The sequence below is a fragment of the Sphingomonas sp. CCH21-G11 genome (assembly GCF_001555965.1).
Taxonomy (GTDB): domain Bacteria; phylum Pseudomonadota; class Alphaproteobacteria; order Sphingomonadales; family Sphingomonadaceae; genus Sphingomonas.
The window spans coordinates 84994-100905 of sequence record NZ_LSHX01000056.1 but is presented as its reverse complement, the minus strand read 5'-3'; the positions used below and the strand labels follow the sequence as shown (position 1 = coordinate 100905).

The following is a 15912-nucleotide window of genomic DNA, read 5'->3' as shown; positions in this document are numbered from 1 at the left end:
CCGATTCCAAAAGCCGTCGCCGCGATTTAGTTGTGGATGACCCGGTCCCCGGTCGCGCGGCTCAACCCAGCACGCCGTCGTGCAGCCGGGTCAGCCGGTCCATCCGCGCCGCCAGCCTCTCGTTATGCGTGGCGACGAGCGCGGCAGAGCCTTCGTCGCGCACGAGCCGAATAAACTCCGCGAACACCACGTCGGCGGTGGCTTCGTCCAGATTGCCCGTCGGCTCGTCGGCGAGCACGAGCGCCGGCCGGTTGGCAAGCGCACGCGCGACCGCGACGCGCTGTTGCTCGCCGCCCGACAGCTGGTTGGGCCGATGGGTCAGCCGCGCCCCCAGGCCGAGCGACGTCAGCAGCGACACCGCGCGCGCCTCCGCATCAGGGCGTGACGCGCCATGAATCAGCTGGGGCAGCACGACGTTTTCGGTCGCGTTGAAGTCGGGCAGCAGGTGGTGGAACTGATAGATGAAGCCCAGCCGGTCGCGGCGCACCGCAGTCCGGCCATCCGCACCCAGCTTCGCGACTTCCTGGCCGGCGATCCGGATCGAACCCTCGAACCCGCCCTCGAGCAGCCCGACCGCCTGGAGCAATGTCGACTTGCCCGACCCGGACGGGCCGAGCAGCGCGACGATCTCACGCGGGGCGACGCGGAGATCGACGCCGCGCAGCACGTCGATACGCTGGCCCCCCTGGATGAAGCTGCGCTTCAACGCCACGGTTTCGAGGACCGGACTCGGCTCACTCATAGCGCAGCACCTGCACCGGATCGGTGCTCGCCGCCTTGAACGCCGGATAGAGCGTGGCGAGCAGCGAGAAGACGAAGGCCATCACCACGATGCCGATCACCTCATAGGGGTCGGTACGTGCAGGCAGCTCGGTCAGGAAGCGCATTTCGGGGTTCCACACCTGCTGGCCCGTCACCAGCCCGATCACGCTCACCACCTGCTGGCGAAACGTCAGGATCACGAAGCCGAGGACGAGCCCGGCGACGATCCCCAGCGCGCCGATGGTCGTTCCGACGGTGACGAAGATGCGGACCAGGCTGCTGCGGCTCGCGCCCATGGTGCGCAGGATGGCGATGTCGCGAGTCTTCGCGCGCACCAGCATGATCAGCGACGACAGGATGTTGAACACCGCGACCAAGATGATCAGCGACAGCACCGTCATGCTGACGATACGGTCAACCGACAGCGCCTCGAACAGGCTGGCGTTGAGCTGGCGCCAGTCGGTCAGCTGGCCCTGCGCACCGATCTTTGGCGCGAGCGGCGCCAGAATGCCCTCGATCCGGTCGGCATCGGCCGTGTCGATCTCGACCATGCCGACGCTGTCGCCCATCAGCAGCAGCGTCTGGGCATCGGCCAGCGGCATGACGATGAACGCCTTGTCATAGTCGTACACGCCGACCTCGAAGATCGCGCCGATGCGATAGGACACGATGCGCGGCACCGTCCCGAACGGCGTGGAGGGGCCCTGTGGACTGATCAGTGCAATCTGTGTCCCCAACGTCGCCCCGAGCTGGCGCGCCAGGCGCGAGCCGATCGCGATGTTGCCGCTGCCCGGACGCAGGCTGTCGAGCGAACCCTGGATGATGTTGGAGGCGATGGTCGCGTTGCCGCGAATATCCTCGACCCGCATGCCGCGAACCAGCACGGCTTCGACCCGGCCGTCGAACGAGGCCATCAGCGGCTGCTCGATGAGCGGGGTCGCCGACGTCACGCCCGGCGTTGCGCGCGCCTGAGCGACGATGTCGCGCCAGTCGCGCAGCTGGCCACCATAGCCGTTGACGATCGCGTGGCCGTTGAGGCCGACGATCTTGTCGAACAATTCGGCGCGAAAGCCGTTCATCACGCTCATCACGACGACGAGCGCGGCGACACCCAGCATGACCGCGGCCAGGCTGATCGACGCGACCAGAAAGATGAAGGCTTCGCCACGTCCGGGCAGGAGATAGCGCCGCGCGATCATCCGTTCATATCGCGACAGGAACATCGGGTCCGGAACTCCGTCGGTGCAATCGAATGCGATGAAAGCTGGGCCAGCGGCGGGCCGGGCGATGCTTTAGGTGGATGGACGAAGCCGCGCAATCCATGCTGTTGCCGAATGAACACAGGATGAAAGCTTTCGCCCCGGCGGGCGCGCATTTCCGGTGACAAGCCGGTAAACTGCGCATAGCAAAGCCCCACGAAACGTCGGCAATGGCCGTGGTTCGGGGAGGCTTCTGATCCCGTCTGTGTACGACACGGATGTGCGGAGCGGAGCCAATCAAGGGGGCTGACGCGCAGTCGTCACGCAGGCGCCCGGGTTGGAAACAGCCCGGGCGTTTGTGCGTCACATGGGCTGACCCCGCCCTTGAAACCCGCGAAATCAATCCCAAATTTCAGTCATGCGATCGCCGATCGGGATCGCATTTACGGTGTCGCGCCGTCGCGGACACCGTGTGACGTTCATGTTGCTCAATGGAGGATTTGAAGATGCGTCAGCTGGATTTCACCCCCTATCGCCGTTCGGCCATCGGCTTCGACCGGCTGTTCGACATGCTGGAAGCGAGCGCGCGCCAGGCGTCGAACGAAAACTACCCGCCCTTCAACCTCGAGCGGCTGGCGGAGGACCGTTACCGGATCACGCTGGCGGTCGCCGGGTTCAAGGCGGACGAGATCGACATTACTGCGCAGCAGAACCTGCTGCTCATCACGGGCAAGAAGAGCGATGAACGGAATACGGAGGCGGGCCAGTTCCTGCATCTCGGCATCGCCAACCGCAGCTTTGAGCGGCGCTTCGAGCTCGCCGATTTCATTCGCGTCGAGGCTGCGAACCTCAGCGACGGTCTGTTGATCGTCGACCTGGTGCGCGAAGTGCCCGAAGCGATGAAGCCCAAGAAGATTCCGGTCGCCACCTCGACCCCGGCGGCCCCGATCGAGCATCGCGACGCGGCCTGACCGCGATCGCCACGACCTGGCGGCGTCTTTCTCCCTTGGATGCCGCGGCAGGAGCGCCCGGGCCTCAGGCTCGGGCGCTTTTTGCATCATGACCGCCGATCGGATGCAGGCGTGGCAGTCCGCCTGCAATCACACCAGTCGCGACTGGCGCACCGCCGCTTCGATGAAGCTTGCGAACAGCGGATGCGGCTCGAAGGGGCGCGACTTGAGCTCGGGGTGGAACTGCACGCCGACGAACCAGGGATGATCGGGCCGCTCGACGATTTCGGGCAGCGCGCCGTCGGGCGACATGCCGGAAAAGACCAGCCCGTCGCGTTCGAGCACGTCACGATAATGGGTGTTGACCTCGTAGCGGTGGCGATGGCGCTCGCTGATGTCGGTCTCCCGATAGATTGAGGCGACGACGCTGTTCCCCGCAAGCTTGGCGGGATAGGCCCCCAGCCGCATCGTGCCGCCCAGATCGCCGCCGGCATCGCGCTTTTCCAGTCCCTTGGCGCTCATCCATTCGGTGATCAGCCCGACCACCGGCGCTTCGGTCGCGCCGAATTCGGTGGTGGAGGCACCCGCAACCCCCTGATCGCGTGCGGCCTGGATACACGCCATCTGCATCCCGAGGCAGATGCCAAAGAACGGAACCTCCCGCTCGCGGGCGAACCGGACGCTGGCGATCTTGCCCTCCGATCCGCGCTCGCCAAAGCCGCCGGGGACGAGGATGCCGTGCATCGGCTCGAGATGCGCCGCCACCTCATCGGCATCGCGCTCGAACAGTTCGGCGTCGAGCCAGCGGACATTGACCTTCACCCGGTTGGCAATGCCGCCATGGACCAGCGCCTCGTGCAGCGACTTGTACGCATCGGGTAGCCCGACATATTTGCCGACGACACCGATCGTCACCTCGCCTTCGGGATTCGACAGGCGATCGACGATTTCGCGCCATCGGCTCAGCTCGGGCGCGCTTTCCGCCGGCATGCCGAACGCGCGCAGCACCTCCCGGTCCAGCCCCTCGGCATGATATTGCAGCGGCACGGCATAGATGCTGCGGGCATCGAGCGCGGGGATCACCGCTTCCTTGGGCACGTTGCAGAACAGCGCGATCTTGGCGCGCTCGCCATCGGGCAACGGACGTTCGCACCGGCAGACCAGCACTTCGGGCTGGACGCCGAGCGCGGCGAGCTCGCGCACCGAATGCTGGGTGGGCTTGGTCTTCAGCTCGCCCGCAGCCGAGATATAGGGCACCAGCGTGACGTGGATGCTGATCGACTGGCCACGGCCCAGTTCGTTCTTCAACTGGCGGATCGCCTCGATGAACGGCAGCGACTCGATGTCGCCCACCGTCCCGCCGATTTCGCACAGCACGAAATCCAGATCGTCCGTTTCCGCCTGCGCAAACGCCTTGATCGCGTCGGTGACGTGGGGAATGACCTGAACCGTTGCGCCCAGATAGTCGCCGCGCCGCTCGCGCGCGATGATCTGGCTGTAGATGCGGCCCGAGGTCACATTGTCGGACTGTCGCGCCGACACGCCGGTGAACCGCTCGTAATGGCCCAGGTCGAGGTCGGTCTCGGCCCCGTCATCGGTGACGTAGACCTCGCCATGCTGATAGGGCGACATCGTGCCCGGATCGACGTTCAGATAGGGGTCGAATTTCCGGATGCGAACGCGATAGCCGCGCGCCTGGAGCAGCGCCGCGAGGCTCGCCGCCATCAATCCCTTGCCAAGTGACGACACCACGCCGCCGGTGATGAAAATATACCGCGCCATGGGAATAACGGCGTAATCCTTGAGAGCAACATCGCGCAAGCGCGCGAATCCGCGCGCCGCGAAAAAAATCGGTCGGAACGGGTTTACTGGACGACGGGAACTGCGTCGTCGGTGCCGTTCTGGGCGGCGACGATGTTCGCCGCCGCCTCGCCCAGCGGGTCATCGGCACCAGGGCGCGCGGCCGCAGGCGGCGTGGCTGGCGCGGTGGCGGCGGGGTCGCGAGCCAGGCTGGTGTCGATCCGGTCGCTGCCGCGCGTCGCCGCAACCACCGCCAGCACGATGCTCATCGCGATGAACAGTCCGGCCAGGATCGACGTCGCGCGCGTCAGGAAATCGGCGGCACCGCGCGCCGACATCAGTCCCGACGGGCTGCCGCCCGAGGTCAGCCCGCCGCCCTCCGACCGCTGCATCAGGATCACCGTCACCAGCATGGCGGCGATGATGGCGTGAACGACGAGCAGGAAAGTGAACAGCATGGCGTTGGATCAATCGTTTCGGGGAAGTGTCGGCGGCGACATAGGCGGTGTGCCTGCCACGATCAACCTGCGGCGATCACCCCGCGCGACGGCGACCGTAACATTTCGGCTGCGCGCGGAAACTTGCCTGTCGGTTCGGCGTTCATCTCGCGTGGAAAGCCGCACCTATCCCAAGACGAGTTGGAACCTGATGTGAATGCGTTGATGCCCAAGCCTCTGTCGTCATGGAAATTGGCGTTGGTCGAATATGTGCGCTCGGGTGAACCCGACCTCACCAATCGACAAATGGCCCTGCTGTTGCTCGTCTATCTCGACCCGGGCCCACATACCGTGCGTGGACTCGCCAGCGCACTGAATGTATCGAAGCCCGTGGTGACGCGCGCCTTGAACCGCCTGGGGGGCTGGGCTATCTGCGCCGCCAGCGTGACGAACGCGACAAACGAAACATCTTCGTCGCGCGAACGGATGAGGGGGCAGATTTTCTTGCAGAATTCGGGCAGTTCCTTGTCGGCAAACGATTTGCCGACCCCCCGGCCCATCGCACCAACGCCGAACCGGTTCGCGCTTAGCCAGCATTCGGTCGCCATCGATCGTCGGATCGACGCCGTTCGCGGCGACCTGGCCCATATCGATTTTGCAGGACGCGTGTTCGTGCCGAGCTATGCCCAGCCGATTCGTCGGGTGGTGATGACGCGCGGCGAGGTTCGTGCCGACGTGCGCGGCGACAGCGAGATCCTGTCCGAAATCCTGCCCGGCGAAGCCTTTGACGTGCTGGAAATCGCCGCGCACCGCGCGTGGGGACAATCGCCGATCGATGGAACCGTGGGTTATGTCGATGCGAGCGTGCTCGGCGGCGTCGGTGCCGATGACCGGATAACGCACCGCGCATCCCCCGAACCGGCGACGATTGCGGAAATCGCGGCCGGCTTCGTCGGTATCCCGTATCGCGCGGGCGGACGATCGTCAGCGGGAATGGATGGCGGCGGGCTTGTCTTTGCCGTGCTGCGCGACGCAGGGGTTCCGGCCCCGCGCTTCGTCGACCTGCAGCGGGAACTCGGCGTGGCGGTGGCGGGTGAGCCCGAACCGGGCGACCTGTGTTTCGCAGGCGACCGCGTCGGCGTCCTGGAGACGTCCACGACCCTGATCTGCGCGGACCCGGTTCGGGGCGTCATCCGTCTCGACCTGGCGACTGTCGGGCCGGCGGACGCGGACCGCATCTGGCGGCGAGTGGCATGACGACGACGGTGTTCATCGATGGGGCGGTCGGCACGACTGGCCTCGAAATCCGCGAGCGGCTGGCCGAGCGTGCCGAGATCGACGTCGTCACCCTGGACGACGCGCGCCGCAAGGATGCTGCCGCGCGGTCGGAGGCGCTGAACGACGCCGACATCGTCATTCTCTGCCTTCCCGACGACGCCGCGCGCGAGGCGGTCGGTCTGATCGCCAATCCGCGCACGCGGGTGATCGACGCGTCGAGCGCCCACCGGATCGCGGAAGGATGGACCTACGGCTTCGCCGAGCTTGAGCCCGCCCAGGCGCAGGCGATCGCTGCCGCGACGCGGGTCAGCAATCCGGGCTGCTACCCGACCGGTTTCCTCGCGCTCGTGCGGCCACTGGTCCGCGCCGGGCTGGTGCCGCATGATTTTCCGCTCAGCGTCAACGCCGTCTCGGGCTATTCGGGCGGCGGCCGCGCGATGATCGAGGCGTTCGAGGGCGGAACCGAACCGACCGCGTTTCGCGCCTATGCCATGGCGCTCGGCCACAAGCATGTGCCCGAGATGCAGCGCCACGCCCGGCTGGAGCATCCGCCGATCTTTCAGCCCGCGGTCGCGCGCACCTATCGCGGCATGATCGTCGAAGTCCCCCTGCCCCTGTATGCGCTGCCGCGCCGGCCGGGACTGGCGACGATCGAGGCGACGTTGCGCGATGCCTATCGGGACAGCCCGCTCATCCGCGTCGAGAGCGACCCCGACGACGTCCCCGTGCCGATCGAGGTCGATGCCGGCAGCGACCGGCTGACGCTGCGCGTCTATGGCAATGCCGAGCGCGGGCACGCCCGCCTGGTCGCGACGCTCGACAATCTCGGCAAGGGCGCGGCGGGTGCCGCGGTCCAGAACCTCAACCTGATGGCCGGGTTCGACCCCGTCGCGGGGCTGACCGTCTAGACACGGGCTGGACGCGCCGCACCTCCATACGTATGCCGCGCGGCGAACCTTGATCTTTGCCGCGGCATCGTGTCGACCGGCAGAGCCAGCCAAACGGCATCAGCCGCAGCGCCAACCGGCGCCGCACGAGCGGACAGGAGAATGACAACGCGATGAGCCAGGCAGTCGGCAAGCTTCTGGTGTTCGGCGCGACGGGCGACCTTGCCCAGCGCATGCTCCTCCCCTCGCTCTACGGGCTGCACGTCGACCGGCTGTTGCCGGCGGGGCTGGAAATCTATGGCACCGCCCGGTCGGAACATGACGATGCCGGCTATCGCGCCTTCACCGCGACCGCGCTCGAGGCACATCTGCCGGCCGATCGCAAGGATGCAGCGGAAGTCGAATCGTTCCTGAAGCGGGTGCACTACCAGCCGCTCGACGCGTCGACGATCGAGGGCTTCGATGCGCTGGCGGCGAAGCTGGGCGACATCTCGGGCGGGCTCGCCATCTTCCTGTCGACCGCGCCGTCGCTGTTCGGCCCGACGATCAAGGGGCTGGAATCGGCCGGACTGGCGGGTCAGAATGTCCGGATCGGGCTGGAAAAGCCACTCGGCCACGACCTCGCGTCGAGCTGCGAGATCAACGACATCGTCGCCTCCGCCTTCCCGGAGGACCGCACCTTCCGGATCGACCATTATCTCGGCAAGGAAACCGTCCAGAACATCCTGGCGCTGCGCTTCGGCAATTCGCTGTTCGAGCCGAGCTGGAACGCGCGCGGGATCGACCATGTCCAGATCACCATTTCGGAGACCGTCGGGCTGGAGGGGCGCGCGGGCTATTATGACGGCTCTGGCGCGCTCAGGGACATGGTGCAGAACCACATGCTGCAACTGCTCGCGCTGATCGCGATGGAGCCGCCGGCGCGCGTCGACGGCACCGCGATCCGCGACGAGAAGGTCAAGGTGCTGCGCTCACTGCGCCCGATCCGCGCAACCGATGTCGAGAAGCTGACCGTCACGGGCCAATATACCGGCGGCGCGGTCGACGGGCGGATCGTCACCGGCTATGCCGAGGAGCTGGGCCGCACGTCGAACGCGGAGACGTTCGTGGCGATCAAGGCGCATGTCGACAATTGGCGGTGGCAGGGCGTGCCCTTCTATCTGCGCACCGGCAAGCGGATGGCGGAACGCCGTTCGGAGATCGTCGTTCAGTTCAAGCCGGTGCCGCATTCGATCTTTGCCGAACGCGGTGGATCGCTCCAGCCCAACACCCTGGTCATCCGCCTCCAGCCCGAGGAATATGTCCGCTTGCTGGTCATGGCGAAGGAACCGGGCCTCGACCGTGAGGGCATCCGCCTGCGCGAAGTGCCGCTCGACCTGTCGCTCACCACGGCCTTTGCGGGTACGCGGCGGCGGATCGCCTATGAGCGCCTGTTGCTCGACCTGATCGAGGGCGACGCGACGCTGTTCGTGCGCCGGGACGAGGTCGAGGCACAATGGCAGTGGATCGACGGGATTCGCGACGGCTGGGCCGCGCATGGACAGGCGCCCAAGCCCTATGCGTCGGGCGGCTGGGGCCCGTCCGCCGCGATCGCGCTGACCGAGCGCGACGGCGTGACCTGGAACGAATGAACGGCTCCGGCCCACGTGGCGCGGCGACGGAACACGACAAGGAAACGAGATGACCGAGATCGAATGGTGGGATTATGACGACGCCACCGAAATGGCCGATGCGGTCGCGGGCGACGTGCAGTTCATCATCGAAAGCGCAATCGACGCGCGCGGTGCCGCAGTCATCGCGCTGCCCGGTGGCAAGACCCCGCTGCCGATCTACGATCGCCTGGCGAAGGCCAAGCTCGACTGGAGGCGCGTGACGATCGTGCCGACCGACGACCGGCTGGTGCCGATGGGCGATCCGCTGAGCAACATCACCGCGATCGGCAAGGTCTTCGTGCCCAAGGGCGCGCGCGTCTTTCCGATCACCAGCGAGAAGGCGGAGGATTACAAGGCGGCGGGCCGCGCGGCCGATGCGCGGTTGCAGGACCTGCACTGGCCGCTCGACCTTTGCCTGCTGGGCGTCGGCGGCGACGGGCACACCGCGTCGATCTTTCCCGGCCCCGACCTGGACGAGGCGCTGAACGGTCCGCGCGAGCGCCGCGCGCTGGGGGTCATGCCCGACCCGCTGCCGCCCGAGGCGCCGGTGGCCCGCGTCACCCTGTCGCGCGCGTCGATCATCACGGCCAAGGCGCTGATGATCGCGGTCAGCGGCCAGGCCAAGCGCGACGTGATCGAGCAGGCGATCGAACAGGGTCAGTCCTCCCCCTTCCCCATTGGCCGCGTGCTCGCGGAAGCTGAGTTGCCGGTCGACATCCACTGGAGCGAATAAGATGTCCCTCCACCCCGTCATCGCCGCGGTCACCGACCGGATCATCGAACGCTCGCGCCCCGGCCGCGCCGCCTATCTCGACCTGATGGACCGTCAGCGCGACCATGGCGTCGGTCGGCCCCGGCTGGGCTGCGCCAATCTGGCGCACGGCTATGCCGGCACCGATGAGCAGCGCGACGCGATGAAGGACGGCGCGCGCATGAATATCGGCATCGTCACGGCGTACAACGACATGCTGTCGGCACACGCGACCTTCTATCGCTATCCCGAACAGATGAAGATCTGGGCGATCGAAGCGGGCGCAACCGCGCAGGTCGCCGGCGGCGTGCCTGCGATGTGCGACGGCGTGACCCAGGGTTATGAGGGCATGGAGCTGTCGCTGTTCAGCCGCGACGCCATCGCGCTCTCGACCGCGGTGGCGCTCAGCCACGCGATGTTCGAGGGCACGGCGATGCTGGGCATCTGCGACAAGATCGTGCCGGGGCTGCTGATCGGCGCGCTGCGCTTCGGGCATTTGCCGGCGGTGATGATCCCGGGCGGACCGATGCGGACCGGCCTGCCCAACAAGGAAAAGGCGGCGGTCCGCGAACGCTATGCCGAGGGCAAGGCGACGCGCGAGGAACTGCTCGACGCCGAGATCGCCGCTTATCATTCCAAGGGCACGTGCACCTTTTACGGCACCGCCAATTCTAACCAGATGATGATGGAGGCGATGGGCCTGCACGTCCCCGGCGCGGCCTTCCCCAATCCGGGCACCAAGCTGCGCCAGGAACTGACGCGCAAGGCGGTGCATCGCCTCGCCGCGATCGGCTGGCAGGGCAATGACTATCGCCCGCTGTCGGCATGCGTCGACGAGCGCGCGATCGTCAATGCGGCGATCGCGCTGCTGGCGACAGGTGGCTCGACCAACCATCTGATCCACTTGCCGGCGATCGCGCGCGCGGCGGGCATCGTCATCGACTGGGAGGATTTCGACCGGCTGTCGGGCGTCGTCCCGCTGCTCGCGCGCGTCTATCCCAATGGCTCGGCCGACGTGAACCAGTTCGAGGATGCCGGCGGCCCGAGCTTCGTGATTCGTGAACTGCTGCGCGGCGGGCTGATCCATAGCGACATCCTGACAATCGCCGAGGGGGGCTTTGCCGAATATGGGCGCAAGCCGGTGATCGCGGACGACCGGCTCGTCTGGCGCGACCATCCCGCCACCAGCGGCGACGACGCGATCGTCCGCACGATCGACGCGCCCTTTTCGCCCGAGGGCGGCTTCCGCATCGTCCAGGGCAATCTGGGCCGTGCCTGCATCAAGGTATCGGCGGTCGAGCGCGATCGCTGGAGCATCGAGGCACCGGCGCGGGTCTTCACGACGCAAGCCGCGGTGCAGGAGGCGTTCAAGGCCGGCGAGCTCGACCGGGACGTGGTCGTCGTGGTCCGGCTGCAAGGGCCGAAGGCGAACGGGATGCCCGAACTGCACAAGCTGACGCCGCCGCTCGGCGTGCTCCAGAACCGGGGGTTCCGCGTCGCGCTCGTCACCGACGGTCGCATGTCGGGGGCGAGCGGCAAGGTGCCGGCCGCGATCCATTTGTCACCCGAGGCATTGGGCGGTGGCCCGATCGGCAAGGTGCGCGATGGCGACGTCATCCGCCTCGACGCCGAAGCCGGCACGCTGAATGCGCTGGTCGACGCCGCCGAATGGGATGCACGCGACTCGGTACTCGAAGCGCCGGTGTTCGAGGGCACGGGCCGCGAGCTGTTCAACCTGTTCCGCGCCGCTGACGAGGCTGAACGCGGCGCGTCCGCCATGCTGGCGGCGGCCGGGCTGTAGGGAGGGCGTGCCGATGGAAATCGTCACCGTCGATATTGGCGGCACGCATGCCCGCTTTGCGATCGCGGAGGTCGATGACGGTCGCGTCATCTCGCTATCCGAGCCGATGACGCAGAAGACCGCCGAGCACGCCAGCCTGCAGACCGCGTGGGAAGCGTTCGGCGTCGAGCTTGGCCGCCCCCTGCCCCGCGCGGCGTCGATCGCCGTCGCTTCGCCGATCGGGGGCGAGATCATCAAGCTGACCAACAATCCCTGGATCATCCGCCCGGCGCTGATCAACGAGCGGCTGGGCGTCGACAACTGGACGCTGATCAACGATTTCGGCGCGATTGCCCATGCCGTCGCGCAGGCCGCGCCCGAATGGTTCACGCATCTCTGCGGCCCAGACGAGCCCTTTGCCACCCGCGGCTCGATCACGGTTTGCGGCCCCGGCACCGGGCTGGGCGTCGCGCAGGTCCATTTTTCCGGCGATGGTCGCTATCACGTGATCGAAACCGAGGGCGGGCATACCGATTTCGCGCCACTCGACGGGCTGGAGGATGCAATCCTCAAGCGGCTGCGCAAGACCTATACCCGCGTGTCGGTCGAGCGGATCGTTGCCGGCCCCGGCATCGTCGCCATTTATGAAACGCTGGCGGAGATCGAGAACCGTCCGATCCAGCGTTATGACGACAAGACGATCTGGACGATGGCGCTGGAGGGCAGCGACAGCCTGGCCACCGCCGCGCTCGATCGCTTTTGCCTGAGCCTGGGTGCGGTGGCGGGCGACCTCGCGCTTTGCCACGGTCCCCGTGGCGTGGTGATCGCCGGCGGGCTTGGCCTCAGGCTCAAGGACCACCTGATCCGCTCGGGCTTCGAGCAGCGCTTCACCGCCAAGGGGCGGTTCCAGTCACTGATGAAGTCCGTGCCGGTCAAGATCATCAGCCACCCCCAGCCGGGCCTCTATGGCGCGGCGGCGGCCTATGCGCAGGAGCACACGCGATGAGCGACATCCAGACCATCATGCGCACAAGCCCGGTCATCCCGGTGCTGGTGATCGAGGATGCGGCGACTGCGCGGCCGCTGGCGCAGGCGTTGGTCGCAGGCGGGCTGCGCGTCCTCGAAGTGACTCTGCGCACCGGCGCGGCACTGGAAGCGATCGCCGAGATGAAGCAGGTCGAGGGCGCGATCGTCGGCGCGGGCACGGTGGTGACCACCGAACAATTTGCGCAGGTGATGGACGCGGGCGCCGAGTTCATCGTCTCGCCCGGCCTCACGGAAAAGCTCGCCGACCCGATCATCGCCAGCGGCGTTCCCTTCCTGCCCGGCGTCGCCACTGCCGGCGACATCATGCGCGGCTATGACCTGGGGCTCAGGCACTTCAAATTCTTCCCTGCCGAAACCTCGGGCGGGTTGAAGGCACTTAAGGCACTCGCCGCGCCCTTCTTCGAGGCCCGCTTTTGCCCGACCGGCGGGATCACGCCGGCGAGCGCGACCGATTGGCTGAGTTTCGATCCGGTGCTTTGCGTCGGCGGCAGCTGGGTGACGCCAAAGGGGGCGAGCATGGCCGAAGTCGAGGCGCTGGCGCGGGATGCGGCGACGCTGCGGGGGTGAGCGATGATGCGCGCCCCCTGTCATGGCTGCGGCGGCATGTTTTCAGCCGACCGCCCCGGGGCGACGCATCCCTATATGCTGGGGAGTGCCGGATGCTGGGCGACCTATGGCGAGGTGCTGGCGCGCGAATATGAACAGCCGGCATTGTTTCAGGCCGTGCACCGGCTGACCGTCGACGCCTATGCCGTCCAGCATCCCGGTGATCCCGACGACCGGCGTGCGCGGCAATCGGTATGGATCCACGCGGCAGCCCTGTTCGTGATCTTCGAGCGAGGAGCCGACCATGCCGAAGCGCGAAAGCTGCTTTCCGCGCTCGCCCATCGCGAGTTTCCGGTTCTGCCGGCCCATCAGCCCTTTGCCATCACGACTGCGGAGGTCGCGGCGGCGCCGCCCGCGCGTCACGTGGAGATGGTCGAAGCCTGGGCGCGCGATGCGCATCGGTGCTGGGCCGGGCTGCGCCCGGACATCATCGCACTGCTCGGCTGATCGTTTAGATCTCGCCCCGCGCCCGCCGGATCGCGCGCCACTTGGCGACATTGGCGTTGTGCTCCGCCAGCGTGCGGGCGAAGACATGCCCGCCCGTGCCATCAGCCACGAAATAAAGCGCATCGGTGTTCGCCGGATCGAGCACTGCGTCGATGCTCTCGCGCCCCGGATTGGCGATCGGCCCGACCGGAAGACCTGCCATCGCATAGGTGTTGTAGCCATTCTGCGCACGCAGTTCGGAGCGCAGAATGCGGCGGCCGAGCGGACGCCCCCTGGTGACCGGATAGATGACGGTCGGGTCGGCCTGGAGCGGCATGCCCATTCGCAGCCGGTTGGAATAGACCGCCGCGACCATGCGCCGTTCCTCGGGCTTGCCGGTTTCCTTCTCGACGATCGAGGCGAGAATGATCGCCTCCTGCGGTGTCCTGACGGCCGTGGCCGGCTTGCGGCGCTTCCAGGCTTCGGCCAGGTAGCGGGTCATCGCCGCCTGCATCCGCCCGACCACCTCGGCGCGCGTGTCGCCGCGCTGATAGCTGTAGCTGTCGGGAAGCACCGAGCCCTCCGCCGGCACCGCCACGCTTCCGGTCAGCTGCGGCGCCTTCATCACCGCGTCATGCACCATGACGGACGGCCAGCCCTCGGGCACGCGCACCAGCCGCTGCAGCGTCTCGCCGCGCTGGAGCAGGTTCAGGATCTCTGCCTGGCTCATGCCCTTGGCGAGGCGATACTCGCCCGCCTGGATCGCGGTGTCGTCGCCCAGCACGCGGGCGAGCAGGACGAAACGGCGCGCGGACGTGACGGCACCGGCCCGTTCGAGCGCGCTCGCCGCACCCGACAGGCTGGACCCGCGTGCAATCAGGACGGTCGTGTTTGCCTCCAGCGGTCCCGCGCCGCGCCAGCTGTTCAGCGCGAGCGCCACGCCGGCGACCAGCGCGAGGACGAGGACCAGTCCGAAACAGCCAAGCCTGCGCATCGACCCACTCTATCCGGCGATCAGATCGCCCGCATCACCAGGCTGGCGTTGGTACCGCCGAAACCAAAGCTGTTGTTGAGCACCGCCTTCACCCGCCGCTCCTTGGCGACGTGCGGGACGAGGTCGACGCCTTCGCAATTCTCGCTCGGGTTATCGAGGTTGAGCGTCGGCGGCACGATCTGGTCGCGCATCGCGAGGATGCAGAAGATGCTCTCCACCGCGCCGGCCCCGCCGAGCAGATGGCCGATCGCCGACTTGGTCGAGCTCATCGACATCGTCTCGATCGCGTTGCCGAAAAGGCGACGCACCGCGCCCAGCTCGAGCTCGTCGCCCAGCGGCGTGGACGTGCCATGCGCGTTGACATAGTCGATATCGGACAGGCTGAGGCCGGACTTGCGCATCGCCATCTGCATTGCGCGGAAGGCCCCCGATCCCTCGGGATGCGGCGCGGTGACGTGATACGCGTCGCCCGACAGGCCATAGCCGATCACCTCGGCATAGATTTTCGCGCCGCGCGCCTTGGCGCGCTCATATTCCTCGAGCACGACGACGCCTGCGCCTTCGCCCATGACGAAGCCGTCGCGGTCGCGGTCATAGGGGCGGCTGGCACGCGACGGATCGTCGCGAAAGCCGGTCGACAGTGCGCGCGCCTGGCCGAAACCGGCAATGCCGATCGGACAGATCGCGCCCTCCGCACCGCCCGCCAGCATGACATCGGCGTCGTCCATCGCGATCATCCGCGCGGCGTCGCCGATCGAATGCGCGCCGGTCGAACATGCGGTGACGACCGCGTGATTGGGGCCCATCAGCCCGTATTTGATGCTGACCTGGCCCGAGATCAGGTTGATCAGCCGGCCATGGACGAAGTGGGGCGACACGCGCTTGGGTCCGCGTTCGGCCAGCACCAGCGATTCGCTCTCGATGCCCGGCAGCCCGCCGATGCCCGACCCGATCGAGCAGCCGGCACGCAGCCGGTCCTCCTCGGGCATGTCGGTCAGCCCGGCATCCTCCAGCGCCTGGCCGGCGGCGTCGATGCCATAGACGATGAAGGGGTCGACCTGGCGCTGCACCTTGTGGTCGACACGCTTGCCGGGATCAAAACCATATTCATGGTCGGCCGGCTTCACTTCGCAGGCGTAGTTGGTGTGATAGTCGGTCGCGTCGAAGCGCGTGATCGTGCCCGCGCCGGATTTCGACGCGATCAGGTTCCGCCATGCGGTTTCCACTTCGGCCCCCAGCGGGGTGACCAGACCCAGACCGGTCACGACAACACGGCGCATCCCGATTCTCCGTCCTTCAATCCAGTAACGACAAACGGCCCCCCGCCCCTGATTTGCCCGGGT

15 protein-coding genes and 1 pseudogene are annotated in these 15912 nt (G+C 67.2%); 10 read left to right on the top strand and 6 right to left on the bottom strand.

The genetic code is table 11. The features are described 5' to 3' along the window. Nucleotides 1-61 precede the first annotated feature (61 nt). Both AX676_RS16490 and AX676_RS16485 read right to left on the bottom strand, forming a co-directional pair. Nucleotides 62-742: an ABC transporter ATP-binding protein gene (locus AX676_RS16490; protein WP_066479295.1), complete on the bottom strand. Its 681-nt coding sequence runs from the start codon at nt 740-742 to the stop codon at nt 62-64. Beyond that, nucleotides 735-1985 carry a lipoprotein-releasing ABC transporter permease subunit gene (locus AX676_RS16485; protein WP_066479293.1) on the bottom strand — a complete coding sequence of 417 codons (1251 nt, stop codon included), beginning with the start codon at nt 1983-1985 and terminating at the stop codon, nt 735-737. The genes AX676_RS16490 and AX676_RS16485 overlap by 8 nt, the downstream gene beginning before the upstream one ends. A gap of 482 nt (nt 1986-2467) precedes the next feature. Here AX676_RS16485 and AX676_RS16480 point away from each other — a divergent pair, with 482 nt between their 5' ends. Then, nucleotides 2468-2932, top strand: a complete 465-nt coding sequence (locus AX676_RS16480) for an Hsp20 family protein (RefSeq protein ID WP_066479348.1) — start codon at nt 2468-2470, stop codon at nt 2930-2932. A 129-nt stretch (nt 2933-3061) separates the two neighbouring features. On the opposite strand, the gene AX676_RS16475 is transcribed toward AX676_RS16480, so the two are convergent. Both AX676_RS16475 and secG read right to left on the bottom strand, forming a co-directional pair. Then, complete coding sequence (locus tag AX676_RS16475; RefSeq protein ID WP_066479291.1) at nt 3062-4693, bottom strand: CTP synthase; 1632 nt, start codon at nt 4691-4693, stop codon at nt 3062-3064. Nucleotides 4694-4776: 83 nt separating this feature from the next. Continuing rightward, nucleotides 4777-5169, bottom strand: a complete 393-nt coding sequence (gene secG / locus AX676_RS16470; RefSeq protein ID WP_197417112.1) for a preprotein translocase subunit SecG — start codon at nt 5167-5169, stop codon at nt 4777-4779. Between the two features lie 204 nt (nt 5170-5373). Here secG and AX676_RS16465 point away from each other — a divergent pair. From AX676_RS16465 to AX676_RS16425, 9 genes and pseudogenes are all read left to right on the top strand, one after another. Continuing rightward, nucleotides 5374-5738, top strand: a pseudogene (locus AX676_RS16465) (MarR family transcriptional regulator). Further along, nucleotides 5635-6405 (top strand): C40 family peptidase, encoded by a 771-nt coding sequence (locus tag AX676_RS16460; protein ID WP_156442297.1) that lies wholly within the window; start codon nt 5635-5637, stop codon nt 6403-6405. The pseudogene AX676_RS16465 and the gene AX676_RS16460 overlap by 104 nt, the downstream one beginning before the upstream one ends. Beyond that, complete coding sequence (gene argC / locus AX676_RS16455; protein ID WP_066479285.1) at nt 6402-7334, top strand: N-acetyl-gamma-glutamyl-phosphate reductase; 933 nt, start codon at nt 6402-6404, stop codon at nt 7332-7334. Before AX676_RS16460 ends, argC begins: the two co-directional genes overlap by 4 nt. A gap of 152 nt (nt 7335-7486) precedes the next feature. Continuing rightward, nucleotides 7487-8944 carry a glucose-6-phosphate dehydrogenase gene (zwf, locus tag AX676_RS16450; RefSeq protein WP_066479346.1) on the top strand — a complete coding sequence of 486 codons (1458 nt, stop codon included), beginning with the start codon at nt 7487-7489 and terminating at the stop codon, nt 8942-8944. Nucleotides 8945-8993: 49 nt separating this feature from the next. After that, nucleotides 8994-9698: a 6-phosphogluconolactonase gene (gene pgl / locus AX676_RS16445; protein WP_066479283.1), complete on the top strand. Its 705-nt coding sequence runs from the start codon at nt 8994-8996 to the stop codon at nt 9696-9698. Between the two features lies 1 nt (nt 9699). After that, nucleotides 9700-11517 (top strand): phosphogluconate dehydratase, encoded by a 1818-nt coding sequence (gene edd, locus AX676_RS16440; protein WP_066479280.1) that lies wholly within the window; start codon nt 9700-9702, stop codon nt 11515-11517. A 13-nt stretch (nt 11518-11530) separates the two neighbouring features. After that, complete coding sequence (gene glk, locus AX676_RS16435; protein ID WP_066479279.1) at nt 11531-12502, top strand: glucokinase; 972 nt, start codon at nt 11531-11533, stop codon at nt 12500-12502. After that, the gene (gene eda / locus AX676_RS16430; protein WP_066479277.1) at nt 12499-13110 is read left to right on the top strand and encodes a bifunctional 4-hydroxy-2-oxoglutarate aldolase/2-dehydro-3-deoxy-phosphogluconate aldolase; all 612 of its coding nucleotides are present in this window, start codon (nt 12499-12501) and stop codon (nt 13108-13110) included. The genes glk and eda overlap by 4 nt, the downstream gene beginning before the upstream one ends. 3 nt (nt 13111-13113) lie before the next feature. Then, complete coding sequence (locus AX676_RS16425) at nt 13114-13596, top strand: DUF5946 family protein (protein WP_197418127.1); 483 nt, start codon at nt 13114-13116, stop codon at nt 13594-13596. A gap of 4 nt (nt 13597-13600) precedes the next feature. Here the strand turns inward: AX676_RS16425 and mltG are convergent, their stop codons facing one another. After that, complete coding sequence (gene mltG / locus AX676_RS16420) at nt 13601-14569, bottom strand: endolytic transglycosylase MltG (RefSeq protein WP_066479274.1); 969 nt, start codon at nt 14567-14569, stop codon at nt 13601-13603. 20 nt (nt 14570-14589) lie between these two features. Next, nucleotides 14590-15849, bottom strand: coding sequence for a beta-ketoacyl-ACP synthase II (gene fabF / locus AX676_RS16415; RefSeq protein WP_066479273.1), 1260 nt, complete (start codon nt 15847-15849; stop codon nt 14590-14592). Nucleotides 15850-15912 lie beyond the last annotated feature (63 nt).

What these genes read in the sequence shown, in the direction of transcription:
- AX676_RS16460 (WP_156442297.1), top strand. Translation starts at nt 5,635, where the DNA reads ATGAGGGGGCAGATTTTCTTGCAGAATTCGGGCAGTTCCTTGTCGGCA.
- AX676_RS16425 (WP_197418127.1), top strand. Translation starts at nt 13,114, where the DNA reads ATGATGCGCGCCCCCTGTCATGGCTGCGGCGGCATGTTTTCAGCCGAC.
- AX676_RS16475 (WP_066479291.1), bottom strand. Translation starts at nt 4,693, where the DNA reads ATGGCGCGGTATATTTTCATCACCGGCGGCGTGGTGTCGTCACTTGGC.
- secG (WP_197417112.1), bottom strand. Translation starts at nt 5,169, where the DNA reads ATGCTGTTCACTTTCCTGCTCGTCGTTCACGCCATCATCGCCGCCATG.
- argC (WP_066479285.1), top strand. Translation starts at nt 6,402, where the DNA reads ATGACGACGACGGTGTTCATCGATGGGGCGGTCGGCACGACTGGCCTC.
- fabF (WP_066479273.1), bottom strand. Translation starts at nt 15,849, where the DNA reads ATGCGCCGTGTTGTCGTGACCGGTCTGGGTCTGGTCACCCCGCTGGGG.
- AX676_RS16480 (WP_066479348.1), top strand. Translation starts at nt 2,468, where the DNA reads ATGCGTCAGCTGGATTTCACCCCCTATCGCCGTTCGGCCATCGGCTTC.
- mltG (WP_066479274.1), bottom strand. Translation starts at nt 14,569, where the DNA reads ATGCGCAGGCTTGGCTGTTTCGGACTGGTCCTCGTCCTCGCGCTGGTC.
- AX676_RS16490 (WP_066479295.1), bottom strand. Translation starts at nt 742, where the DNA reads ATGAGTGAGCCGAGTCCGGTCCTCGAAACCGTGGCGTTGAAGCGCAGC.
- AX676_RS16485 (WP_066479293.1), bottom strand. Translation starts at nt 1,985, where the DNA reads ATGTTCCTGTCGCGATATGAACGGATGATCGCGCGGCGCTATCTCCTG.
- glk (WP_066479279.1), top strand. Translation starts at nt 11,531, where the DNA reads ATGGAAATCGTCACCGTCGATATTGGCGGCACGCATGCCCGCTTTGCG.
- zwf (WP_066479346.1), top strand. Translation starts at nt 7,487, where the DNA reads ATGAGCCAGGCAGTCGGCAAGCTTCTGGTGTTCGGCGCGACGGGCGAC.
- pgl (WP_066479283.1), top strand. Translation starts at nt 8,994, where the DNA reads ATGACCGAGATCGAATGGTGGGATTATGACGACGCCACCGAAATGGCC.
- eda (WP_066479277.1), top strand. Translation starts at nt 12,499, where the DNA reads ATGAGCGACATCCAGACCATCATGCGCACAAGCCCGGTCATCCCGGTG.
- edd (WP_066479280.1), top strand. Translation starts at nt 9,700, where the DNA reads ATGTCCCTCCACCCCGTCATCGCCGCGGTCACCGACCGGATCATCGAA.